The 22715-nt window shown below is 66.0% G+C and carries 19 protein-coding genes; 11 read left to right on the top strand and 8 right to left on the bottom strand.

Annotated features, from left to right (window positions below; genetic code table 11):
* The first annotated feature begins 8 nt into the window (after nucleotides 1-8).
* The 7 genes from MUB46_RS16040 (at nucleotide 9) to MUB46_RS16010 (ending at nucleotide 5476) form a co-directional block, all read left to right on the top strand.
* Nucleotides 9-224: a hypothetical protein gene (locus MUB46_RS16040; RefSeq protein WP_261616941.1), complete on the top strand. Its 216-nt coding sequence runs from the start codon at nucleotides 9-11 to the stop codon at nucleotides 222-224.
* Nucleotides 221-1669: a TolC family protein gene (locus MUB46_RS16035; RefSeq protein WP_261616940.1), complete on the top strand. Its 1449-nt coding sequence runs from the start codon at nucleotides 221-223 to the stop codon at nucleotides 1667-1669. Before MUB46_RS16040 ends, MUB46_RS16035 begins: the two co-directional genes overlap by 4 nt.
* Before the next feature lie 21 nt (nucleotides 1670-1690).
* Nucleotides 1691-3064, top strand: coding sequence for a multicopper oxidase family protein (locus MUB46_RS16030; RefSeq protein ID WP_425256277.1), 1374 nt, complete (start codon nucleotides 1691-1693; stop codon nucleotides 3062-3064).
* Between the two features lie 6 nt (nucleotides 3065-3070).
* Complete coding sequence (locus tag MUB46_RS16025) at nucleotides 3071-3376, top strand: copper-binding protein (RefSeq protein WP_261616939.1); 306 nt, start codon at nucleotides 3071-3073, stop codon at nucleotides 3374-3376.
* Between the two features lie 129 nt (nucleotides 3377-3505).
* Nucleotides 3506-3886: a hypothetical protein gene (locus MUB46_RS16020; protein ID WP_261616938.1), complete on the top strand. Its 381-nt coding sequence runs from the start codon at nucleotides 3506-3508 to the stop codon at nucleotides 3884-3886.
* Between the two features lie 60 nt (nucleotides 3887-3946).
* The gene (locus MUB46_RS16015) at nucleotides 3947-4573 is read left to right on the top strand and encodes a c-type cytochrome (RefSeq protein ID WP_261616937.1); all 627 of its coding nucleotides are present in this window, start codon (nucleotides 3947-3949) and stop codon (nucleotides 4571-4573) included.
* A 3-nt stretch (nucleotides 4574-4576) separates the two neighbouring features.
* Nucleotides 4577-5476: a cytochrome c gene (locus MUB46_RS16010; RefSeq protein ID WP_261616936.1), complete on the top strand. Its 900-nt coding sequence runs from the start codon at nucleotides 4577-4579 to the stop codon at nucleotides 5474-5476.
* A gap of 66 nt (nucleotides 5477-5542) precedes the next feature.
* On the opposite strand, the gene MUB46_RS16005 is transcribed toward MUB46_RS16010, so the two are convergent.
* The 8 genes from MUB46_RS16005 to MUB46_RS15970 form a co-directional block, all read right to left on the bottom strand.
* On the bottom strand, nucleotides 5543-6730 hold the full coding sequence (locus MUB46_RS16005) for an MFS transporter (protein ID WP_261616935.1): 1188 nt from the start codon (nucleotides 6728-6730) through the stop codon (nucleotides 5543-5545).
* Nucleotides 6727-8391 carry an acetate--CoA ligase gene (locus MUB46_RS16000; protein ID WP_261616934.1) on the bottom strand — a complete coding sequence of 555 codons (1665 nt, stop codon included), beginning with the start codon at nucleotides 8389-8391 and terminating at the stop codon, nucleotides 6727-6729. Before MUB46_RS16000 ends, MUB46_RS16005 begins: the two co-directional genes overlap by 4 nt.
* Nucleotides 8392-8401: 10 nt before the next feature.
* Nucleotides 8402-8866 carry a Zn-ribbon domain-containing OB-fold protein gene (locus MUB46_RS15995; RefSeq protein WP_261616933.1) on the bottom strand — a complete coding sequence of 155 codons (465 nt, stop codon included), beginning with the start codon at nucleotides 8864-8866 and terminating at the stop codon, nucleotides 8402-8404.
* Nucleotides 8863-10050: a thiolase family protein gene (locus MUB46_RS15990; RefSeq protein WP_261616932.1), complete on the bottom strand. Its 1188-nt coding sequence runs from the start codon at nucleotides 10048-10050 to the stop codon at nucleotides 8863-8865. The genes MUB46_RS15995 and MUB46_RS15990 overlap by 4 nt, the downstream gene beginning before the upstream one ends.
* A 14-nt stretch (nucleotides 10051-10064) precedes the next feature.
* Entirely contained in the window at nucleotides 10065-11381 is a 1317-nt protein-coding gene (locus tag MUB46_RS15985; RefSeq protein ID WP_261616931.1) for a TRAP transporter large permease, read from the bottom strand.
* Complete coding sequence (locus MUB46_RS15980; RefSeq protein ID WP_261616930.1) at nucleotides 11381-11914, bottom strand: TRAP transporter small permease; 534 nt, start codon at nucleotides 11912-11914, stop codon at nucleotides 11381-11383. Before MUB46_RS15980 ends, MUB46_RS15985 begins: the two co-directional genes overlap by 1 nt.
* Before the next feature lie 93 nt (nucleotides 11915-12007).
* On the bottom strand, nucleotides 12008-13036 hold the full coding sequence (locus tag MUB46_RS15975) for a TRAP transporter substrate-binding protein (RefSeq protein WP_261616929.1): 1029 nt from the start codon (nucleotides 13034-13036) through the stop codon (nucleotides 12008-12010).
* 29 nt (nucleotides 13037-13065) lie between these two features.
* Complete coding sequence (locus tag MUB46_RS15970) at nucleotides 13066-14787, bottom strand: acetate--CoA ligase (protein WP_261616928.1); 1722 nt, start codon at nucleotides 14785-14787, stop codon at nucleotides 13066-13068.
* A gap of 126 nt (nucleotides 14788-14913) precedes the next feature.
* On the opposite strand from MUB46_RS15970, the gene MUB46_RS15965 reads away from it, so the two are divergent.
* The 4 genes from MUB46_RS15965 (at nucleotide 14914) to MUB46_RS15950 (ending at nucleotide 22650) form a co-directional block, all read left to right on the top strand.
* Nucleotides 14914-15867 carry a LysR family transcriptional regulator gene (locus MUB46_RS15965; RefSeq protein ID WP_261616927.1) on the top strand — a complete coding sequence of 318 codons (954 nt, stop codon included), beginning with the start codon at nucleotides 14914-14916 and terminating at the stop codon, nucleotides 15865-15867.
* Nucleotides 15868-16161: 294 nt separating this feature from the next.
* Nucleotides 16162-19413, top strand: a complete 3252-nt coding sequence (locus tag MUB46_RS15960; protein WP_261616926.1) for a FecR domain-containing protein — start codon at nucleotides 16162-16164, stop codon at nucleotides 19411-19413.
* A 65-nt stretch (nucleotides 19414-19478) separates the two neighbouring features.
* Nucleotides 19479-20234: a hypothetical protein gene (locus tag MUB46_RS15955; RefSeq protein WP_261616925.1), complete on the top strand. Its 756-nt coding sequence runs from the start codon at nucleotides 19479-19481 to the stop codon at nucleotides 20232-20234.
* A 190-nt stretch (nucleotides 20235-20424) separates the two neighbouring features.
* Nucleotides 20425-22650, top strand: a complete 2226-nt coding sequence (locus MUB46_RS15950; RefSeq protein ID WP_261616924.1) for a CHASE2 domain-containing protein — start codon at nucleotides 20425-20427, stop codon at nucleotides 22648-22650.
* The last annotated feature ends 65 nt before the right edge of the window (nucleotides 22651-22715 follow it).

The following is a 22715-nucleotide window of genomic DNA, read 5'->3' as shown; positions in this document are numbered from 1 at the left end:
GTTCATCGATGAAAGTCTTGTTGCTGGGTGCGGTCGGCGCGCTGCTGATCGGCTGTTCCGCCGCCCCCGATCTTGGAATACGCGACGCGAGCGATCCGCGTCAGGAAAGCGCGCGCGTGGCCTACCGTCCGGTCCTGGACGGCTACCAGACCCGCCGGCCCGTGGAGCCGCAAGGTTGGCCGCAGCTCAATCGGCGCGTCGCGCCGGGGGGTGGTGACCAATGAAACGGCGCTACCGGGCAATTCTGCCGATCGGGCTCGCGGGCCTTCTATCCGGGTGCGCGACCTATTCCGAAGACGGCGGCCTCGCCTTCGTCGAAACGGCCGTGGTCGGCGAGCTGGACGCGCGCCCGACGGTCATACGCGACGCGGATACCGCGGCCCAATCGCAGGCCCTGGTTCGCGACCTGTTGCAGCAGCCGCTGGACGCCGATCGTTCGGTCCGTATCGCGCTGCTGAACAATCGCGGGCTGCAGGCGGCCTACAACGAGCTCGGGCTCGCGGAAACAGACATGGTCGCCGCAAGCCTGCCGCCCAATCCCACCATATCGATCGGCCGGATCGCGGCCGGCGGCCTGCCCACCGAGATCGAGCGGCAGATCATCGTCAACATCCTGGCGCTTGCGACCTTGCCGCAACGCTCGGAGATCGCCCGGACGCGGTTTCGGCAGGCCCAGTACGTGGCGGCGCTCGAGACCCTGCGGGTCGGCGCGGAGGCCAGGCGTGCCTACTACCGCACCGCCGCCGCGCACCAGAGCGTCCATCTGCTCGAGCAGGCTCGGCTCTCGGCAAACGCAACGTCCGAGCTTCTTGCCGAACTTGGCCGCACGGGCGCCGCGACGAAGATAGACCAGGCCCGCGAACAGGCGTTCTACGCCGAAGTCGCCGCCCAGCTCGCCAAAGCGAAGGTCGCGCACACCCGGGAGGCCGAGACGCTCAACCGGGTCCTCGGCCTCTGGGGCCAGGATCTGGACCGGCTGAAGGAAACCGGACGCTTGCCGCCGTTGCCGGCCAGACCGGCCACGACGGAGGATATCGAGGTCGAGGCCCTGCGGCGGCGCCTCGACGTACAGGTCGCGCGTCTCGAACTGGACGCCCTCGCCAAGTCGCTTGAGCTGGAAGAGGCGACACGGTTCATCGATCTCGCGGAGCTGAGCGCGATCTATGTCACCGAGGACGAGTTCGTTCTGGAGGACGGCGTGGAGTACACGGAGACCACGAACCGCCCGGGCTTCGAGGTCGCGCTGGAGATCCCGATCTTCGACTTCGGCGAAACCAAGGTCCGGCGTGCCAGGGAAACCTATCTGCTGGCTCTCAACAAGCTCGCGGAACGCGGCGTCGAGGCGCGCTCGCAGGCGCGCGAAGCCTATCAGGTCCATCGCGCGACCTACGACATCGCACGGCTCTATCGCGACGAAGTCGTGCCACTGCGCCGCATCGTCTCGGAAGAGTCGCTGCTTCGCTACAACGGCATGATCGAAGACGTCACCGATCTGATCAACGATGCCCGCGCGGCGATCCAGTCGAACGTCGCCGCAAGCGAAGCCTTGCGCGACTACTGGCTGGCCACGGTCGACCTCGATGTCGCCCTGGTCGGCGGCGCACCGGGCGACGCCGCGCCCGGGGACATGGCTTCGGCCGCCGCCGGGGCCGGCGGCGGCGACCACTAGGCACACGCAGGAGGACGCATCATGAACGATACGATCACACGTCGCGGCTTCCTCGGGAGCGCCGTTGGATCGCTGGGCATGACCGCCATCGCGGCACCGGCGCTTTCGCGCGGACTGCCCGAAGCGCCGGTAATGACAGAGGCGACGATGCAGCCGCCGCTGCATCCAACGTCAGGCCCGGACTACAACCCTGTCGTCACGCTGAACGGCTGGACCCTGCCATGGCGGATGAACGGCGACTGGAAGGAGTTCCATCTCGTCGCGGAGCCGGTCGAACGCGAGATGGCCGAAGGCATGACGGCCAACCTCTGGGGCTACAACGGCCAGTCGCCCGGTCCGACGATCGAGGCGGTGGAAGGCGACAAGGTGCGCATCTTCGTCACCAACAAGCTGCCGGAGAAGACGACGATCCACTGGCACGGACAGATCCTGCCGTGCGGCATGGACGGGGTCGGCGGGCTGACGCAACCGCACATCCCCTCGGGCAAGACCTACGTCTATGAATGGCAGCTCGCGAAGTCGGGCACCTTCATGTACCACCCGCATTCCGACGAGATGGTGCAGATGGCGATGGGCATGATGGGCTTCTTCGTGGTCCATCCCAGAGACCCGCAGCAGCACCGCGTCGATCGCGACTTCGTGTTCCTGCTGAACGCCTTCGACATCGACCCCGGTGCGCGCGTGCCGCGCATCATGACGATGACGGATTTCAATCTGTGGTGCTGGAACAGCCGCCTCTTCCCCGGCATCGATCCGCTGGTGGCGGCAAAGGGCGACAGGGTCCGCGTTCGCGTCGGCAACCTCACCATGACAAACCATCCGATTCATATGCACGGCTACGATTTCGCCGTGACGGGAACGGACGGCGGATGGGTTGCGCCGGAAGCGCGATGGTCGGAGGTCTCGATCGACATCCCGGTCGGCGCGATGCGGGCCTACGAGTTCGACGCGGTCCACGAAGGCGACTGGGCGATCCACTGCCACAAGTCGCATCACACCATGAATGCGATGGGCCATGACGTCAAAACGTTCATCGGTGCCGACAAGCGTCTGACGACCGAGCAGATCCGCAAACTGGTTCCGGACTACATGCCCATGGGCGCGACGGGGATGGGCGAGATGGCCGAAATGTCGATGCCACTCCCCGACAACACCCTGCCGATGATGGCCGGCTGGGGGCAGTTCGGACCGATAGAGATGGGCGGGATGTTTTCGGTCATGAAGGTGCGGGAGGGGCTTGCCGCCGGCGACTATTCCGACCCCGGCGACTTCGACCACCCCCCCGGCACGGTCGCCTACGAGTGGACCGGAGACACGCCCGATGCCGCTCAGGCGCCTGGCGCTTCGGAGCCGACACCAAAATCCAGCCACGACGATCACCACAAAAGGAGCTGATCAAAAATGCGTATGCCCGCAACCCTCGCCGCCGCACTGCTGGGCCTGACGGCCCAGTTCGCTGTCGCCCCCGCCCTCGCGCAGGACATCCCGATGGTGAAAGGTGAGATCACCAAGATCGACGATGCCCAGAACAAGCTGACGATCCGCCACGGCGCAATGCCGCATATCGGCATGGACCACCCGATGATGATGGTGTTCAAGGTCGCCGATCCGGCGATGATCGAAACCGTCGCTGTCGGCGATCAGATCCAGTTCCGGGCCGACCGGATCCGGGGCGACCTGACCGTGATCGAGATCGAGAAGGAGTGACGACGCCTCCCGGCGGCGGCGCGCCGCCGCCGGATTAGTCGCCTATCAATTTTTCGCCTCACTTCACGATACAGTGACGTCTCGGGGGTGCACGTTGATAATCGTCCGCCCGTTCGTTATCGAAGGCAGATGGCACGACACACCGCATTTCCGTGGTTCCGCGCCCCGACCCTTGCAGGGCTGCTGACGCTCGCGATCGTCGTCTTTGCCGGCTCAGCGCAGGCGCACGAATGGGCGTCGCATGACCAGGCGACGGACCACGCGGAGGCGGGCACGATCGCTTCCGGGCACTGCCCGGTAGCGGCCGACACATGCGGTTCCGAGCCGGGCGGCGGTTCGTCCATACCTTATTCCGAAGTATCGACAAGCCACTGCGCGCAGGCCGGCGTTTCCGCGATGCCGACCGTCTTTGCCACCCCGGTCGCTTTGTCGGCGAACATCAATTCCATGGCCGACCAGCGCTACACCGGCGTCTTCGCCCCGGTGGACACACCTCCTCCACGCGCCTGATCCCAGGGTAGCGCAGGGCTACCCATCCAGGATCGATAGCGCAAATCAGGAGGAGCGCAGATGAAGCTCTACAAGACCGCAATTTTCGCGGGGGTCATCGTAGCCGGCGCCGCCGTGTCCGCGAGCGTGTTCGCCCATTCCGGAGCGACGGGCATCGTTGGAGAACGCATGGGCCACATGAAGATGCTCAGCGACGCAATGAAGCAGTTGACCCCCATGTTCACCGGCAAGGCACCCTACGACCCGGCCAAAGTCCGGACCCTGGCCAATACCGTCAAGGACCACGGCGGGGCCACCATGACGGCCCTCTTCCCGGAAGGCACCTTCGACCCGCCGTCCGAGGCAAAGCCCGAAATCTGGACCGATTGGCAAACATTCCAGGCCCTGGCCGATCAGCTCGAAACCTTCGGTGCCGGGCTTGCGGCGGCGGCCGACAATCCGCGCGATGCCATGCCCGGAGGCGCGGGCATGATGGGCCAGCAGGGCACGATGATGGGCGGCTCCGGTCAAGACATGATGGGCCAAAGAATGATGGGTCAGGGCATGATGGGTTCCGGGGGGGCGACCGGCGCCATGCCGCAGCACGCCGCGGAAGACCTTGGCCAGATGCCGCCCGGCATGGTTTTCGGGATGATCACCCAGACGTGCTCGTCCTGCCACACGCGCTTCCGGGCCGAGAAGAACTGAACAATGCGCCGCATCATTGTTGCTGTGGGTACGCTTGTCCTGGCCGGTGGCGCCGGGCTCGCGGCCCTTCTCGCCTGGCCATTGGATCGTGGACCGGCGATCGACGGGACCGTCGTCGGCGATCCAACCCGCGGGGCCTATCTGGCCCGCGCGTCGGGATGCATCGGCTGCCACACCGATTTCGCGAACGGCGGCCCGCCGCTGGCCGGCGGGCCGGCGATCAAGACCAGTTTCGGGGCGTTCCGCGCCCCGAACATCACGACCGACAAGGAGCATGGGATCGGTAGCTGGTCGCTCGGCGACTTCGCCACCGCCGTTCGTCGCGGGGTTTCGCCGGACGGCCGTCCGTACTATCCCGCGTTCCCGTACGAATTCTACGCAAATCTCTCCGACCAGGACGTGGCCGACCTCTACGCCGCCTTCCAAACCGTCGCGCCGGTCGCACGGCCCGCTCCCCCCCAGGCAATCGCTTTTCCATTCAGCTTCCGGCCGGGCCTGAAACTCTGGCGGGCCTGGCATCTAGAGCCACGCCGCTTTGCGCCCGACCCGTCGCGCAGCGCCGAATGGAACCGCGGGGCTTTCCTGGTTCGCGGGCCCGGACACTGCGCCGCGTGCCACACCCCCCGAAACCTGCTCGGAGGGCTGGTCACGAGCGAGGCCTACGCGGGCAGCCGCGACCTTCCGGGCGGCGACCGCTCCCCTCCGATCACGCCGACGGCCCTTTCCGAAGCGGGCTGGGACGCGGATGCCATCGTCACCGGCCTGAAACTGGGTGTGACACCGGACGGCGACGCGCTGGGCGGAACCATGGGCGAGGTCGTTCGCGACAGCACGTCGTTCCTCACGGATGACGATCTGAACGCGATCGCGACCTACCTGCTGGACCGTGAAACCGGTGAATGAGCGTTCGCGGCGGACATGGTCGCCGCGACCACCCGGATCCCGGCCGGGTCCCGGCGGGTTCTCCGGTTACCGGGGAATCCGTGACGCGGCCAGGGCGGAGAGACACGCAGCGGCCGAAGCGATCACGAGGGCCGGTCGATAATCGTCGTTTCGGTCGAATATCCAACCGGCGAGCCAGGGCGCGGTCAGGCCCGCGAGCCCCCAGGCGGTGAAGACCCGCCCGTACACGACGCCGAAGCGCGCGGCGCCGAAGAACCGCTGCACGGCGACCGGATAGCCGGTCGCCATCATGCCGTAGCTCACCCCGATCACGCCGAGCGAGACCAGAAGCACCGCGACATCGGAGACCGAGGCCATCACGCCGATCGCGGCGGCCGCGCCGAACGCCGCCGCCACCAGGACCGGCCGCGGACCGAAGCGGTCGGCGATCGGGCCGCAGGCGAGACGCCCGGAGGCATTGCCGGTTGCGATGACGGCAGCCGCCAGACCGCCCACGGCGGCGGTTCCGCCGGCCGCCGCGACAATGCCGGCGGCATGGCCGATCGCCATCAGGCCACCGGCGGCGCCACAGCCGAAGGCGAACCAGAGCAGGGCAATCAGGCCGGCGGGCGGTGATGGCAATTCGCGCCCCAGCGCACCCGCTACATCCCGCTCCCGGGAAATTGGGCCCTTTGGCGTCGTCGTGGCTGGCGCCAACGCGCCCAGGGCGGCGGTGCCCCCGGCGATCACGACAAGCATGCAAGCCGGCAGGGCGAGTGCCACGGCCAGGCCGAACGCATCGCCCAGGACGCTCATCGCCGGGCCGAGCGTCACCGCACCCAGGGCGTAACTTGCGACCACCACGCCGGTGGCCAGGCCCGTCCTGGCCAAACCGCTACCGGCGGCGATCTGGAGTCCGGCGGCATATCCGAGCCCGCTCGCCGCGGCGAAGAGTCCGGCATACGCCATCAGGAACAGTGGAAAGGTCGGCGCCAGGGCCGCCGACCCGAGACCGGCCGCACCGGCGACACAGGCGAACGCGCCGACATACGGCGGGCGGCGACCGGCGATGCAACGCGGGCCGAGCAGAACCGCCACGGTAAAGACCGCCATGGCCAGCGCGAACACCAGCCCGGTTTCGGTCCGGCCGACGCCGAAACGCGCCTGGACCGGCCCGATCAGCACGCTCCAGGCATAGAGCGACCCAAGCCCCAGTACCTGCAGGGCTGCCAGTCCGACCGCCCCCCAGGGCCCGCGCCGAACCGCCGGGCTCATGCGTCCTGCGTTGCCAGGCGGCGCAGTTCGTTGCGGCGGATCTTGCCGGAACTGGTCAGAGGAAAGGCGGACACGAAGGCGATCTCGCGCGGGTACTTGTAGGCGGCGAGATTGGTCTTCACGAAGGCCTGAAGCTCCCGCTTGATCTCGTCCGAGCCTTCCGCCCCGTCGGCCAGCTTGACGTAGGCCATGACGATGGCACCGCGATCCGGATCGGGCTTGCCGATCACCGCCGCCTCGACGACCCTGGGATGACGCAGCAGCGTGTCTTCGACTTCGGCCGGGCCGATGCGGTAGCCCGCGCTCTTGATCAGGTCGTCGTTGCGGCCCTGATACCAGAAGTAGCCCTCGCCATCCCGCCGGGCGAGGTCGCCCGTGCGCAGCCAGCGCCCGACCCGCAGCCGCTCCGGAACGCCCAGGTCGCCCCAATAGCCGAGGAACAGCGTTGCATCGTCGTCGCGCGCCGCGATTTCGCCGACCTCGCCGTCCGGCACCGGGTTGCCCTGGTCGTCGATCACCGCGACCACCCGGCCCGGATAGGCCCGCCCCATCGATCCCGGCTTGATCTCGTAGAGCCTGCGGCAGTTGCCGACCAGATGGTTGAACTCGGTCAGGCCATAGAACTCGTTGCAGGTGATGCCGAGCTCGCGTTCCGCCCAGCGCACGATCTCGCCCGGCAGGCTTTCGCCGCCGGTGCAGACGACGCGCAGGGCCAGATCCCAGCGTTCGCGCGGTTTCGCGGTTTCCGCGAGACGCTTCAGCGCCGTCGGGGTCATGAAACTGTGCGTGATGCGATGCCGCGCCATGAAGTCGAAGCTCCATTCGGCATCGAAGCGGTGCTGACTGGCCACCACGGTCTGGCCGGCCAGCCACGCCGGCAGCACGAGGTCCAGAAGCCCGCCCACCCAGGCCCAGTCGGCCGGGCTCCAGAAGCGTGCATCGGGATGATCGAGTTCCAGGTCGTAGAACATCGCCACGGTCGGCAGGTAGGCATGCAGCACCCGGTGGCTATGCAGCAATCCCTTGGGCAGGCCCGTCGATCCGGAGGTGTACATCAGCAATGCCGGATCGTCGGCGGCCGTCTCGACCGGCCGGAAGCCGCCATCGTCTTCCGGCAGGCAATCGGCATAGGCCAGCATTCCCGGTCCGGCCTCGTCGATGGCGATGACATGCTCCAGCTGCCCGGTGGCGAAGGGATCGAGACCGAGGCGCGACCATGACGCCGTCTCGGTGAGGATCACGCGCGCGCCGGAGTGCGTCAGCACGTGTCCGAGGGTATCGGGCCCGTAGAGCTGCGACAGGGTCAGCACCACGGCGCCGAGCTTGTAGATCGCCATGTGCGCGATCGCGGTTTCCGGCCGCTGGCCGGTGTGGACCGCCACAGGGTCGCCCTTGCCGACTCCGAGGCGACGCAGCGCCACCGCCAGGCGGTTCGCGCGCGTATCGAGATCGGCGAAGCTCAGCTCCTCGACGCACCCGTCCTCGTGTTCGTAGATCAGCGCGATCTTGTCGCGTGCCGCCCCCTGGGCGTGCCGACCGATGGTGTCGGCCGCGATGTTCGCCTTTTCCGGAATGGCGATGACGTATCGCCCTTCCGCTTCATCCCAACGGAGATTCGAACACGCCGCAACGTCGGCATAAAAACTACGGATGTCGGTCATGGATTTCCCATCAGATCGGAATGAAGATCAGGGCTTGGATCGGATGCGGCGGCGGTGGCGCCGCGGGCGGCGCGAGGCGCACGCGCACGCCGGGCTGGAGTTGCTCGGCCGCTGCCGCGATCCGGGCGAATACGCGATTGCTCGCGCCATCCATCGCAACCTCGCCGAAGATGTGGTCGCGTTCATCTTGCCCAAGCGGCAAACGGCAACGCCCGATCGTGAATGCCGTCAGGCTGCCCTCGCCAGACAGGGCCTGCCATTGTGTCGCCGTCCCGTCACGGGGGCAGACGAGACGCGGCGGATAGCGGACGTCGCCGCACGCCGGACAACGGCTTGCCAATGCCCGGCCTTCCAGCAGGGCCTTGAAGAACGGCGACAGATCACCGAAGCCGTGCCGGTAGGACAGCGAAAGCCCCAGGTCGACGACGAGGTTGCCGGCGGCCTGAGAAAGCGGGCTGGCCGCGTCGGCGCTCATGGCTCAACCCTTTCGAGGACATGGGTGACGTTGACCGTGGCGACCCCGGCATGACAATCGACAAGGCCGCGCCGGTAGGGCCGGCCGTTCTGCGACTCGGGCCAGTACCGGCCTTCGAGCAGGCGCGCGACGGTGATCGCCTGGGCCAGGCCGACCGCGCCCGGCGCGCCGCCTTGACCGATCAGACCGCCGGAGAGATTGACCGGCAGTCGACCGTCGGCGGAAAACTCCCCCGCCACCAGGCGAGACCCGGCCTCGCCGTCCGGACAGAGACCCAGGGCCTCGATCGCCTGGACTTCGGCGCCGGTGTAGGAATCGTATAGCTCCGCGACCTCGATCTCGCGCGCGGGCTCGCGGATTCCCGCCATTCGGTATGCCTCCGCCGCGGCGTTGGCCTTGCCCCGGAAGAGACCCGGCTCGGGCCGGTCGCCGAGGCGCGCTGCGTCGCAGGCGCAGGCGCTGGCGAGAATGCGGCTTCGCGGACGGTCCGACCGCGCCGGCGCCGCGTCCGGGTGGGCCAGCACGAGCGCCGCGGCCCCGTCGCTGATGAGGCTGCAGTCGAGCCGTCGGTAGGGCGTGTTGACGACCTCGGACTCCAGGACGTCCGCGATCTCCAGCGCCATCGGCTTGTGCGCCCAGGGATTGAAGCGCGCGTTGCCGTGGTTCTTGACGGAGACAGCGGCAAGCTGCTCGGCCGTGGTCCCGAACCGGTTCATATGATCCTGGATCGAGAGGGCATAGAGCATCGTCGCGGTGGCGCCCGCCCAGCCTTCCAGGTCGGCGTCGAACGAAAGGCCGTAGAGCAGGCGGACGTCATCGCCCGCCAGGTGGCTGGCGGCGTGCTCGTAGCCAATCACCAGGACGCGCCGCGCAAGGCCGGACATGACGTGCATCACGGCCGCACGCAGCGCGTTGCCGCCGCTCGCCCCGCCGCTTTCCACGCGCATCACCGGCCGGCCGCCGAGGCCCACCTCGTCGAGCAGCTGCGGCCCGGGAACCAGCTGCAGCGAGAGGAAGTCGGTCTCCGAAGCGGTGATCACCGCATCGATATCCCCTGCCTCGATCGCCGCGTCCGTCAGGGCACCGGCGACCGCGCGGCGCACCCAGTCGCGCAGTCCGGTTCCATCCTTGTAACGGCGGAAGGGAACGATATCGCCGCCGAGAATGAGCGGTCGCGCATCCATGCTGTCCGCCCCCCTTAACCGGCTATCATCTGCTCGGGCAGCCAGGTGGCGATCGCCGGGAACAGGATCAGCAGCGCCAGAACCAGCAGCTCCATCAGCAGGAACGGCGCCACGCCGCGAACCACGTCGCCGAACCGGGCCTGTCCGGAAACCGCGCCGAGCACCGCAAAGAGGTTTATGCCGACGGGTGGCGTGATGACCGATATCTCGATCAGCTTGACCAGCACGATGCCGAACCAGATCGGGTCGATCGCCAATGCATCGACCGCCGGGAAGACGAACGGCAATGTGACGACCAGCATCGAGGTGGTGTCGAGGAAGCAGCCGAGCGCGAGGTACATCAGCGAGACGAAGATCATGAACAGCACCGGCGAGCCGGCGAAGGTGTTCACCAGGTCTACGAAGCCGTCGATGACGCCCGAGACGACGAGCATGCGCGAGAAGATCAGCCCGCCAATCAGGATGATGAAGATGATGCAGCTGATCGACGCCGCATCGCGCAGGGTCTCGCCCAGCCAGCCGATGCCGTCGCGATAACGTCGCATGACCGCGATGGCGAAGGCACCGAACGCCCCGACCGCACCGGCGGCGGACGGCGGGAAGAAGCCGAAGTAGATGCCGCCCAGCACCAGCGCGATCAACGCGATGACCGGCGTCACCCCACGTAACGCGGTGATGCGCTCGCGACGGCTCGGCTGATCGGTGATTTCCGGCGCCAGCGACGGTTTGAGGCGCACCAGCAGGGCGATGCCGGCGAGATAGACGACCGCGGTGAGAATGCCCGGGAAGATACCGGCCATCAGCAGCTTGCCGACCGACTGCTCGGTGATGATCGCGTAGATCACCATCGTGATCGACGGCGGGATCATCGCGGCAAAGCTTCCCGAGGCCGCGATGGAACCGATCGCGAGGCTGCGCGAGTAGCCGTAGCGGACCATCTGCGGAAACGCGAGGCGGGTGAAGACCACCGCGTTGACGATGGTGGAGCCGGAAACCGCGGCGAACATCGCCGAGCCCACGACCACCGCCTGGTAGAGCCCACCCCGGAGGCGGCGCAGCCAGAGGTCGGCGGCATGAAACAGTTGTCCAGTGATGCCGGCCGCTTCCGCCAGCACCCCCATCAGCACGAACAGCGGCAGCACCGCGAAGGCGTAGTTGCCGACGACGGCGAAAGGCAGCGTACGAAGCTGTCCGAAGGCGAAGGCCTCTCCGAAGCCGAAGTACATGCCGGCGATTCCGAGCATGCCCATCGCCACCCCGACCGGCACGCCGAGCGCCAGCAGGATGAAGAGCGCGCCGACGCAGAGGTAGCCGAGTGTGAGCGTGTCCATCAGTCGGCCTCCACGGCGCCAAGGCCGTCGATATCGGCGGGACCGCGCACGACGGCGACCCCCATGTCCCAGAGGCATTGCGCCGCCATCAGGCTGGCGCCCAGGGCAAGCGCCCCCTTCGCGGGCCAGATCGGAAAATTGACGATCCCCGAGGAGAATTCTCCGACGGCGTAGCTCCTGGCCGCCGCCTCCCAGCCGAACCACGCGATCAGGGCGAAGAACAGCAGGCTAAGCCCGGCGGCGAGGAGGCCGGACAGCCGCTGCATCCAGACCGGCATGCATTTCACGACGACCTCCACGCTGATGTGGGTGCGGCGCTGCTGCGACAGGCCCAGGGCCAGGAAGATCGTGACCACCATCAGCGTCTCGGTTGCCTCGAAGGTCCCCGGCAGTGGCTGGTTGAACAGGCTGGTACCGGCGACGTCGATCGCGCCGACCAGCATCATGGCAAGCAGTGCGATGCCGGAGGAAACAGCGAAGAGCCGATTGCAGCGGCGCAGGATGCGCTCGAGCGCGGAGAGCGAACGTGTCATCGCCTCACCTGAGATTCCAAAAAAGGGGCAAGCGGGGCTCACCGCCCCGGACAGCAGCGCTGACCGGGGGGTGAGGTCTATGCGGCTGGCGGCTCAGTCGGCCACCACTTCCTTCCAGATCGCGACCGCCTGACGGGCCGCGTCGCCCTTGCCCTGCTCGTCCATCTGCTGGATCCAGCCTTCGAAGAAGTCGGGCAGCGCGGCGCGCCATTTCGCCTTCTCCTCGGCCGGGAACGTGTGGAAGGTAACGCCCTTCTCGGCCAGGGTCTGCCTGGCTTCCTCACCAGCGGCGATCACCGCGGCGCGGTCACGGTCCATCGCCTCGATCGAGACTTCCTCGACGATCTTCTGCTGTTCGGGCGTCAGCTTCGCCCACGCGGATTCCGAGATCCAGACACCCCAGCTCGGTCCTTCCCAGAGGGTGATCTCGCTGACGTTCTTGGCAACTTCGAAGATCTTGTAATTGACCACGAGGTCGACCGCGAAGGGTGCCGCATCGACCACGCCGCGGCTCAGGCCCTCATAGATCTCGGGCAACATCATGGTAACGGGGGTGCCGCCAACGGCTTCGACCATTCGGGGCATGTCGGTGCCCCAGGTGCGCATTTTCTTGCCCTGCATCTGCTCGACCGTCACGATCGGCTCGCGCGAGACCAGCAGGTAGGGATTGAGGTGGTGGAAGAACAGCGCCTTGATGCCGTTCGCGCTGGCTTCGTCCGCGTAGGCCGGGACCTCGCTCATCAGGCGCTTCATCAATTCGCTCGCCTGATCGACCGATTCCATCGCCATCGGGATGGAATTGGGCGCCACGTGCAGGGGCAGCTGGGCGGGGAAATAGCCCGGCGACATCGCCGCCATGTCGAGGGCGCCGTCCTGCAGCAGCGTCAACGCCTCCTGGGCCTTGGCGATGCCCTCGGACCAGAAGATCTTGATCTTCACTTCACCGTCGGTGCGGCGCTCGACCTCGTCGGCGAACCACTGATCGACCTTGGACCCGGCCGTGCTGGCCGGCCACTGATGGTTCATCTGCAAGGTCACCTTCGCGGCGGCCGTGCCAACCGCACCGCTCGCAACGACGATGCCGAAGGCGACGGCCGCTACGGAAGTCAGGAATTTCTGCATTAGGGCTTCCTCCATTATGGGGTTCAGTCTTATCGGCTTTCCGCCGTTTTGCGCGCGACCTCGCGCTGACGCAGCACCTTGCGATCGATCTTTCCGGTGGTGGTCAACGCGAATTCGTCAACGAACTCAATCTCTCGGGGGTATTTGTAGACGGCGAGCGACCGCTTGACGTGCGCCTGCAAGTCGCCGATCAGCGCGTCGTCGGCGCTCCAGCCGGACGCCAGGCGGACGAACGCCTTGACGATCTGTCCGCGATCGGGATCGGGACTGCCGACCACCGCGGCTTCGGCGACCGCGTCGTGACGCACCAGGGCGTCCTCGACTTCCGCCGGACCGATGCGATAGCCCGCGCTCTTGATCAGGTCGTCGTTGCGCCCGCGATACCAGAAATAGCCGTCGGCATCGCGCGACCCGAAGTCCCCGGTACGGACCCAGCGGCCGCTCTTCATCGCCGCCGTCCGCTCCGGCTGCTTCCAGTAGCCGAGGAAAAGCGTCGGGTCGTCGTCGCGCGCGGCGATCTCCCCGACCTCGCCGTCGGGGACCGGATCGCCCTGCTCGTCGATGACCGCGATCTCATGGCCCGGATACGCGCGCCCCATCGAGCCCGGGCGGATCGGATAGAGCCGACGACAATTGCCGATCAGATGATTTACTTCCGTCAGGCCGTAGAACTCGTTGATCGGCACGCCCAGGGCCGCATCGCCCCATTCGAGAACGGCGCTGGGCAGCGGTTCGCCGCCGGTGCCGATCGCGCGCAGCGCCAGGTCCTGCCAGCGTGCCTTGGGATCCGGAATCGCAGCCATGCGCTTCAAGGCCGTCGGCGTCAGGAAGCAGTGGGTGACGCCATGGCGCTGCATCAACGCGAAGGCGCCTTCAGGATCGAAACGCATGCGGCTGGCGACGACGGTATGGCCAAAGTACCAGCCCGTGAGCATGACGTTGAATATGCCGGCAACCCACGACCAGTCCGACGGCGTCCAGAGGACCCTGTCGGGATCGCCCATCTGCAGTTCGTAGAACAGCGATACGGAGGCGAGGTAGCCGGGCAGGATCCGGTGTGCGTGAAGAATGCCCTTCGGCAACCCCGTCGAACCCGAGGTGTAGAGCAGCAGCGCCGGCTCGTCGGCGCGCGTCCGCACCCAGGGCCATTCCGCCGGCATCGCCCGATAGTCGTCGAACGACACGGTTCCATCGGGGGCGTCGCCGACCAGAAGCACGCTGCGCAAGTCCGGGCATTGCGCCCGCAAGCCGGCGATCCGCGCCCAAAGTGCGGCGTCCGCGACCAGCAGGGATGCACCGCAATCGGTCAGGGCATGGAGGACCGTCTCGGGCCCGTAGAGCTGCGAAAGCGGCGCGACCACCGCCCCCAGCCGGAACGCCGCCAGATAGGTCAGCGCCGCCTCGAGGCCCTGGCCGAGATAGCAGGCGACGATGTCGCCGCGGCCGATGCCGTGGCGGCGCAGGAGCGTGGCAAGACGCGCCGACTCCTCCGCCAGTTCGGCGAAGCTGTGGCGCGTGACGCTGCCGTCTTCCCGCTCGCAGACCAGGGCCACGGCCTGCGCGCGCGGTCCGGCCGCCTGACGCAGAACCGTGTCGGCCGCCATGTTGTAGCTCTCCGGAACCGCCACGCGGAAATGCTCCCGCAGCCCATCGTAACTGGCGGGCGCTCCGAGCCGCTCCTCGATGTCGGCAAGGTTGACGCGATCCCCCGTGATCGTGCGTGACGGCCGCGTATTTTCTTCGTTGTGCATTATTCCTCCCGAGACCCGCGACTGCGGGGCACCAACAGCCCGGTCCGATCGGAATACGCTAAGGAGGATAAATTATCGGATCAAATTATAATTGATTATGGTGTTTGATTGATTTTTCCTATGTGAATGAACATACGGCAGATCGAAGCATTCCTATGGATTGCCCGACTGGGCAATTTCGCGGCGGCGGCGGAGCGCCTCCACATCACACAGCCGACGATCTCGTTGCGCGTAAAGGAACTGGAGGCGCAACTCGGGGTCGCGCTGTTCGACCGGTCCGGGCGCCGGGCACGCCTGACCGACCGCGGACGCGGCCTGATCCCCTACGCCGAGCAGATGATGGCACTGGACCAGACGATCCGCCGGCAGATCGGCGATCCGACGGTTCTCACCGGCACCGTACGCGTCGGCGTGGCCGAACTGGTGGCTCTGACGTGGCTGCCGGCGCTGGTCGCGCAGCTCAACAAGCGTCATCCGGGGATCACGGTCGCACTCGACATCGACCTGACCGCCGCCCTGTGGCGCAAGTTCGAGGAGCGCACGCTCGATGTGGTTCTGCTTCCCGGACCGATCGAACGGCCACGGTCGCGCTCGGTCTATCTAGGGGGCGCGCCCTTCGCCTGGATGGCGAGCCCGGCCCTGCAGGTTCCGGAGCGGCTGCTGGGGCCGGCCGACATTGCCAGCTGGCCGATCATCCTGCTGTCAACGCAGTCGAACCTCTATGCGATCACCGAGCGATGGTTTCACGAGGCCGGCGCCCAACTCAGCCGCGTTGCCCTGTGCAACAACCTGCACACCATCGCGAGCCTGACGTTGCAGGGCCTCGGCATCAGCACCCTGCCGCCCGCCCTCTACGAAGCCGAGATCGCGGCGGGAAAGCTTCGGACGCTGCGCACAGACCCGGGATTGCCGGCGGTCGAGTACTGGGCGGTCTATCCCGCCGACGCCGCCGCGACGCTTGCCGCCGTGGTGGCCGACTTCGCCGGCGAATGTACGACGTTCCAGCCGATCGGCGGGCGATCGCTCGATCGAGGCCTGAAACCACTGACGGGCACCGCCGGCAGTTCGGACGAACGGTAGCGATCTTATGGCCCGTGCCACCGTCAGCATCGCCCCCCTCGGATCCGGCAGCACGAAATCGCATACTCCGTAGGCCTGCTTTCAAAGCGGATCATATCTTCCCTGCGCCCCGTCTCCACCTTGGTACGACGCCGGCAGCCTTCGCGAAACAGCCTGTCGCACAAATAATACTAGCTGGCTAACCAAACGTGTGGTTTACTAACAATTTGTAAATCAACAGGACGTGTCCATTGATGGAGCGTCAGCGTTCGTTGATGGACAGGCCAAGTTTCGGGGGCAGGAAAATTGGCTTGGATGCGGCGTAGTGTACCTATCGCAATTCTGTGTGGCGTAACCTGGCACGCGTGGGCGACGGACGCCTATGCACAAGACTGCGCTCAGGTCGCAGGACAACTCATCTCCATAGATGGCGACGTCGAGGTTCAGCGGGACCGGGTCTCCCGGCTGGCTGTGCTCGATCAGGACCTCTGTCAACGCGACATCGTCAGAACCGGCCCGCGAAGCCGCGCGGCGGTGATGCTCGTCAACGACGCCGTGTTGCGGCTCGATCAGGACACGACCATCTACCTCGCCGACATCGCCGGTGAAGAAGAGGAACGGTCGGTCCTTGACCTCGTCCGCGGGGCGTTCCAGTCCTTCAGCCGCAATCCCAGGGAACTCGAGGTCAACACGCCGTATCTGAATGCCACGATCGAAGGGACGGAGTTCGTCATTCGTACGTCGGCGAACGATGCGACGATGACGGTCTACGAAGGGGTGGTTTCCGCCTCGAACGACAGCGGGGATGTCTCGGTCGCGAGCGGCCAGTCGGTCCGCTCGGCGAAGGGCGCGCCGCCGCAATCCTTCACGCTCGTCCATCCGCGCGACGCGGTGCAGTGGGGCCTTTTCTATCCTCCGATCCTCGCCGCCGGTGGCGCGCGCTCCGGGCCGATCTACGACGCCGCGCAACTTCTTTCGGTCGGGCGCGTCGACGAAGCGAGGGCCTCCATCAACGCGACGCTGGCGCGGGGAGAGAATGTCGGGCTCGCCTATGCGCTGCGCGCCGTCATCGCGGTGGTGCAGAACGACAGGGAGGCCGCTCTCGCGGACGCCACCAGAGCCGTCGCGTTGGCGCCGGATGCAACGGCGCCGAGAATTGCCCTGTCCTTCGCGCAACAGGCCCAGTTCGACCTGCTGGCCGCCCGCGACACGATGCTCGAGGCCACCGCGCAGCAGCCGAATGACGCGATCGGCTGGGCGCGGTTGAGCGAACTCTGGCTGATGCTCGGGTATCGCGACCTGTCGCGCGAAGCGGCGGAGACTGCCGTTTCGCTGGATCCCAGCATCGAACGCACGCAAATCGTGCTGGGCTACGCCGCGCTGACGGAATTCCGTACCAAGCAGGCGCGGGAAGCCTTCGAACGGGCGATCACCCTCGACTCGTCGGATCCGCAGGCGCGTTTCGGGCTTGGCCTGGCGATGATCCGGGACGGCAACCTGGCCGAAGGGCGGCGGCAGATCGAGATGGCGGTCGCCCTCGACTCCTCGCGGTCTCTGCTTCGCTCCTACCTCGGCAAGGCCTATTTCGAGGAGCATCGGGACGACCTGGCCCAGGAGCAGTTCGCATTGGCCAAGGAACTCGATCCGCTGGATCCGACGCCATACCTCTACAACGCGATCATGCTGCAGACGGAAAACAGGCCCGTGGAGGCGCTGCACGAGCTGCAGACATCGATCGATCTCAACGACAATCGCGCCATCTACCGCAGCCGGGAGCTGCTGGATTCAGACCGCGCGGCGCGCGGCGCCAGCCTCGCCCGGGTCTACGACGACCTGGGTTTCCGGTCCCTCGGCCTGAATGAAGGCGCGCAATCGCTGACGATCGCGCCGAACAATGCGTCCGCGCATCGCTTCCTCTCGGACATGTATATCGGCATTCCCCGCCGTGAGAGCGCGCGCGTCAGCGAGATGCTGCAGTCGCAGCTCCTGCAGGACGTGAACATCAATCCGATCCAGCCGAGCCTCGTCGAGACGAACCTCAACATCGTCGCGCGCGGCGGGCCGGCCGATCCGGGCTTCGACGAGTTCACGCCGCTGTTCGAGCGGAACGGGGGCCAGGTCATCGTCTCCGGTGTCGTCGGCAACGACGAGTCGATCGGCGGCGAGGGCGTCGCGTCCCTGATCTACAACCAGCTCTCGTTGGGCGCGGGCGCCTTCACATACGAAAGCGACGGCTGGCGGCCGAACAACGACGTCCAGCACGACATCTTTCAGCTTTACGGCCAGGTCGCACTCACGCCGGACCTGAACATCCAGGCGGAATGGAGCCAGCGCGAAACCGAGTATGGCGACCTCGCCTTCAACTTCGATCCGGATTCCTACGATCCGACCGTTCGCAACAATCTGAACCGCGACATGGCCAGGATCGGCGTGCGCTACTCGCCGACTCCCAACTCGGACATCATCGCATCTGTCATCTATGGCAGCCGCGACCAACGGCGGGCCCGCGAACTTTTCCCGGGCTTCGACTTCAAGGTCGAAGGCAAGGACGAGGGCTATCAGTACGAGGGGCAGTACATCTACAGGGCCGACCTGTTCAATGTCGTCGCGGGCCTCGGATACACCGACGCGGATGCGACGACGACCGCGCAGTTCGGACCGTTTCCGCCGTTCGTCGTCTCGGATTCGCCGATCACCCACTTTCACGGCTACACATACGTCAACATCTCGCTTCCCGAGACGGTGACCTGGACGGTCGGGGCGAGCTACGACGATTACGAGGAAGGCGCGCTCAAGGTCGAGAAGGTCAACCCCAAGTTCGGCGTCCAGTGGAAGATCACCGACGACCTGGTGGTCCGGGGCGCCGCATTCCGCACGGTGAAGCCGGCCCTGGTGGCCAACCGCTCCATCGAACCGACCCAGATCGCGGGGTTCAACCAGCTCTTCGACGACGGCAACGCCGACGAAGCATGGCGATATGGCGGCGCGATCGACTATCAGATCACCGATGACCTGTTCATCGGCGCCGAATTCACGTGGCGCGACCTGACGGTCCCGGTCTTCATCCCGACCGGCGTCACCTTCGAAGACCAGGAAGAGCAGCTCGGCGGCGCGTATCTGTACTGGGCGATCAACGATCGCTGGGCGTTGAGCGGCCGGGTCTCCTACGACCGGTTCCAGACCGGCGTGAACGACTCCTCCGTTTTCGGCGACGTCCCGCTGAAGGTCGAGACCTTCAGCGTTCCGATCATGGTGCGGTATTTCCATCCGAGCGGCTTCTTCGCCGGGCTCGGCGGAACCTACGTCAACCAGGAGGTCACGCGGACGATGGCCGCCAAGACCAACCTCGGGCTCGCGGACGGATCCGACGACTTCTTCGTCGTCGACGCGGCCATCGGCTTCCGGTTCCCCGATCGCAGGGGTATCGCCAGCCTGACGGTCAGCAACCTGCTCGACGAGAAATTCTTCTACCAGGACGACAGTTTCCGGGAGTTCCGCGACGAGCCGTCAATCGGACCTTACCTGCCGGCCATGCAGATCGTGGGCCGGATCACTCTTAACTTCTGAGCAATTATGGTTAAGATGTGATTAGGCGACTAATTTGTCGCCACAGATCGCAAGGGGAGAGGCTAATGAAACCTGTCCGTACTCTGCTCACATGTGCTGTCGTAACAGCCGCCGGCCTATCGACGAGTGTCGGGGCGGCCGAGATGTGCGACGGCGTCTATGACCGCACCCCCGCGGGGATTTGTCCGATCTATGTCCAGGGAGACGCGACCTGCGCGGATGCGGCGGAAATCTGCGGATTTGTTCTGGATCCGAGCCAGACCGTGGAATTCACGCCGACCAGCCTGCCGCAACAAAGCGGGGGCGTGTGGGCAACGATCGTCAACGGCACCGAGGTGCAGATCGAGGACGTACGAAACGATAGCCAGCAGAAGGGGCGCAAAGGTTTCGAAGCGACGATCACTCGGCGGAACGGTTCCCTGATCATGTGCGGCGACAGCGTCGTGCTCGATCAGGTCCAATCGCCGATCAACAACGCAAACAAACTTCCAAGCAACGTGACCGTGTGCTTCGCGAGTGGACCGTGCCCGGTGAGCCAGGGCCAGGTAGCCACGATCTGCGGGGCCTATGACACGATGCCCGGCTTTGTTCAGGCCTTCGAAATCGAACCGCAGGAACAGGACGTGAACCTGTGCGGCTGTGGCACCAACCTCGCGAATTTCTGCAATGGCGACCTGACGCCCACCGCCCCCGGCCAGGTAAACAGCTGCCTTGGCGGAGATCCGTTGACGGCGCTGGATGCCATCTCGATGGGGACCATCGGGAACAACACTTGCGTGTACGAGAAGGTCAATGGCCGGCGCATGAAGATCTGCGACTAGCTCCCTTCACGAAGACAGACGACCTACGCTGTTTGACTGGTTAGGACTATAATGAGCAGGCGAGACACCATGATAGACGAGGTTCGCTAGAGTGGATGTGTCTCGCCTGTAACGCGGCGGGCGGAACCGCATTAACGTGAGCGCCGGCATACGACGACAATTTGGCTCTTCGCGGCTGAGGCGTTTCGCAATGGGCCTCGGTGCCGGCGTGGTTTGCGCCGCGCTCGGCCTTGCAGTGATCCTGTCACCCTTCGGCAACGAGTTCGAGCGGACCCAGGGCCTCGACTGGTTGTTCAAGACACGTGGCAAGGCGACGCCACCGCCCGGCGTGGCGGTGGTCGGCATAAACAACCGAACCGGCCGCATGCTCGATCTGGCGAGACTGCCGCGTGACTGGCCCCGCTCGACACATGGCATGCTCGTGGAGCGTCTGGTCGCGCGGGGCGCCGACATCATCGTTTTCGACATGGACTTCAGCCGCGCCAAGCCCGGCGACGAGGACGCGGACTTCGCCCGGGCGATAACAAGCGCCGATCGCGTCGTCCTGTTCGAATGGCTCTCCGCACACCGCGAACGTCTCGTGAGCGCAAACGGACAGGATGCAGGCTGGACCTGGGTGGAGGAGAAGCGATCACCAACGCCGGTCCTGGCCGAGGCGGCCAGCGCAATCGGCCCATTCCCGCTGCCCAAGATCGACCAGGCCGCCACGGAATTCTGGACGTTCAAGTCGAGCCTCGGCGACAACGCCACCATCCCGGCACTGGCGCTCCAGATGAAGGCTCTGCCCTATTACGAGACATGGATCGCCCTGCTGGGACAGGCGGGCGCGTCCGGTCTCGACGCCCTTCCCGCAACCGCTGAGCAGCTAAGGAGCCCCGACGACATCAAGGCTCTTATGCAGGCCTTCCGCGGGATCTTCGTAAACGATCCCTCGCTCGCCGAACGGGTCGGCTGGAGGATCGACGCACAGCCCGACGACAAACAACGCCAGCTCCTGGCGGCGCTTGCTACCCTGTACGGGGGGCCGGATCACTACTTCCTGAATTTCTACGGACCGCCGGGCTCGATCCCCACGATTCCCTACGAGGATGTCCTTTCCGACGACCGCGCGCCCGCGCCCGGCACCACCGACCTGGCGGGGACCGTCGTGTTCATCGGCTATTCCGATCTGTTCGCCCCGGACCAGCCGGACCGCTTCTTCACGAGCTTCACGGGGGATGACGGCGTCGACCTGAGCGGCGTCGAGATCATGGCGACCGCCTTCTCCAACCTGCTGACACAGGGAAACGTGCGACCTGTCGCTCTTCGCACGGAGATTGCCATCATCGTGGCTTTCGGCCTGGTGGCCGGCCTGTCGGGCTTTCTGTTGCCGGCGACAGCGGGCGTGCCGACCGTCATTGGTCTTGCGGTCCTGTACGGGGTCTTCGCCCAATGGCGCTTCAACGAGACCAGCGTCTGGCTGCCGCTTGCCACGCCCGCCCTGGTGCAGATGCCGTGCGCGCTCCTGATCGGGCTGATCGGGCAGTACCGGCTGAAGCGCCATGCGGAGCAACAGGTCACGCGTGCCATCAGCATGTACCTGCCGGAGAACATCGTCCAGGATCTGACGCAACGGGAGTTCGATCCGTCGGAAGTCAATAAGGTGGTCTACGGGACCTGCCTCGCCACCGACATGTCCGGATTCACGACGCTGTCGGAGACCAAGAAGCCGGAAGAACTGGCCGAGTTCATGAACAGCTACTTCGATGAGCTCGCCACCGCGCTCAAACGGCACGACGTCGACATAACGGAGTTTCACGCCGACACGATCATGTGCGCGTGGACGTCCGCCGAACCGTCCCCCGAGGTTTGCGCCAAGGCCGTCGGCGCCGCGCTGGATGTCTGCGATGCCATCGAGCGGTTCGCCGCGCAGAGGGGCCGGCTGCGCCTCAATCCGCGCATCGGCCTTCAGGACGGCTATTTCTACGTCGGTCACACCGGTGGCGGCGGCCGAATGGCCTACAGTATCCTCGGAGACACCGCGAACACGGCCGCGCGACTGGAGAGCCTGAACAAGTACCTGGGCACCCACGTCCTGGCGGCCGAGACCGTCCTGAAGACGCCTGACGGACTGCTGGTGCGGCCCTTGGGGGACATTCTTCTCAGCGGCAAGGCCGACGCCACGCCGGTTGTCGAGATCATCGCGAAATCCGCAACCGCGACCGACCGGCAAATGGCACTATGCTCGAAGTTCTCGACCGCCCTGACTTATTTCCGCGAGAAGGACTGGGTGACGGCGGAGCAGCTATTCGAGACGATCAGGGCCGAGTTCGGCGATGATGGCCCAAGTCAGTTTTATCTGTCGTATATCCGAGGCCACAAATCGAGCGCTCCGACCTTCGATGGCCCGGCGTTCGTGAAGATGACGGAAAAATAGGAAACCGAGCCGCGAACGCCGTATGCGGGGGCCGCCCCCAGAGCGTTCAACGATTCCAAAATCGT

The sequence above is a fragment of the Microbaculum marinisediminis genome (assembly GCF_025397915.1).
GTDB lineage: Bacteria > Pseudomonadota > Alphaproteobacteria > Rhizobiales > Tepidamorphaceae > Microbaculum > Microbaculum marinisediminis.
The sequence above is the reverse complement of the archived record's forward strand: the minus strand, read 5'-3'. Positions and strand labels throughout refer to the sequence as shown.

Excerpts from the sequence above, each read along its gene's own strand:
- MUB46_RS16015 (WP_261616937.1), top strand. The coding sequence starts at position 3,947 with ATGAAGCTCTACAAGACCGCAATTTTCGCGGGGGTCATCGTAGCCGGC.
- MUB46_RS16020 (WP_261616938.1), top strand. The coding sequence starts at position 3,506 with ATGGCACGACACACCGCATTTCCGTGGTTCCGCGCCCCGACCCTTGCA.
- MUB46_RS16035 (WP_261616940.1), top strand. The coding sequence starts at position 221 with ATGAAACGGCGCTACCGGGCAATTCTGCCGATCGGGCTCGCGGGCCTT.
- MUB46_RS16030 (WP_425256277.1), top strand. The coding sequence starts at position 1,691 with ATGAACGATACGATCACACGTCGCGGCTTCCTCGGGAGCGCCGTTGGA.
- MUB46_RS15955 (WP_261616925.1), top strand. The coding sequence starts at position 19,479 with ATGAAACCTGTCCGTACTCTGCTCACATGTGCTGTCGTAACAGCCGCC.
- MUB46_RS15950 (WP_261616924.1), top strand. The coding sequence starts at position 20,425 with ATGGGCCTCGGTGCCGGCGTGGTTTGCGCCGCGCTCGGCCTTGCAGTG.
- MUB46_RS15990 (WP_261616932.1), bottom strand. The coding sequence starts at position 10,050 with ATGGATGCGCGACCGCTCATTCTCGGCGGCGATATCGTTCCCTTCCGC.
- MUB46_RS15960 (WP_261616926.1), top strand. The coding sequence starts at position 16,162 with ATGCGGCGTAGTGTACCTATCGCAATTCTGTGTGGCGTAACCTGGCAC.
- MUB46_RS15975 (WP_261616929.1), bottom strand. The coding sequence starts at position 13,036 with ATGCAGAAATTCCTGACTTCCGTAGCGGCCGTCGCCTTCGGCATCGTC.
- MUB46_RS16005 (WP_261616935.1), bottom strand. The coding sequence starts at position 6,730 with ATGAGCCCGGCGGTTCGGCGCGGGCCCTGGGGGGCGGTCGGACTGGCA.
- MUB46_RS16025 (WP_261616939.1), top strand. The coding sequence starts at position 3,071 with ATGCGTATGCCCGCAACCCTCGCCGCCGCACTGCTGGGCCTGACGGCC.
- MUB46_RS15985 (WP_261616931.1), bottom strand. The coding sequence starts at position 11,381 with ATGGACACGCTCACACTCGGCTACCTCTGCGTCGGCGCGCTCTTCATC.
- MUB46_RS16010 (WP_261616936.1), top strand. The coding sequence starts at position 4,577 with ATGCGCCGCATCATTGTTGCTGTGGGTACGCTTGTCCTGGCCGGTGGC.
- MUB46_RS15970 (WP_261616928.1), bottom strand. The coding sequence starts at position 14,787 with ATGCACAACGAAGAAAATACGCGGCCGTCACGCACGATCACGGGGGAT.
- MUB46_RS16040 (WP_261616941.1), top strand. The coding sequence starts at position 9 with ATGAAAGTCTTGTTGCTGGGTGCGGTCGGCGCGCTGCTGATCGGCTGT.
- MUB46_RS16000 (WP_261616934.1), bottom strand. The coding sequence starts at position 8,391 with ATGACCGACATCCGTAGTTTTTATGCCGACGTTGCGGCGTGTTCGAAT.
- MUB46_RS15965 (WP_261616927.1), top strand. The coding sequence starts at position 14,914 with ATGAACATACGGCAGATCGAAGCATTCCTATGGATTGCCCGACTGGGC.
- MUB46_RS15980 (WP_261616930.1), bottom strand. The coding sequence starts at position 11,914 with ATGACACGTTCGCTCTCCGCGCTCGAGCGCATCCTGCGCCGCTGCAAT.
- MUB46_RS15995 (WP_261616933.1), bottom strand. The coding sequence starts at position 8,866 with ATGAGCGCCGACGCGGCCAGCCCGCTTTCTCAGGCCGCCGGCAACCTC.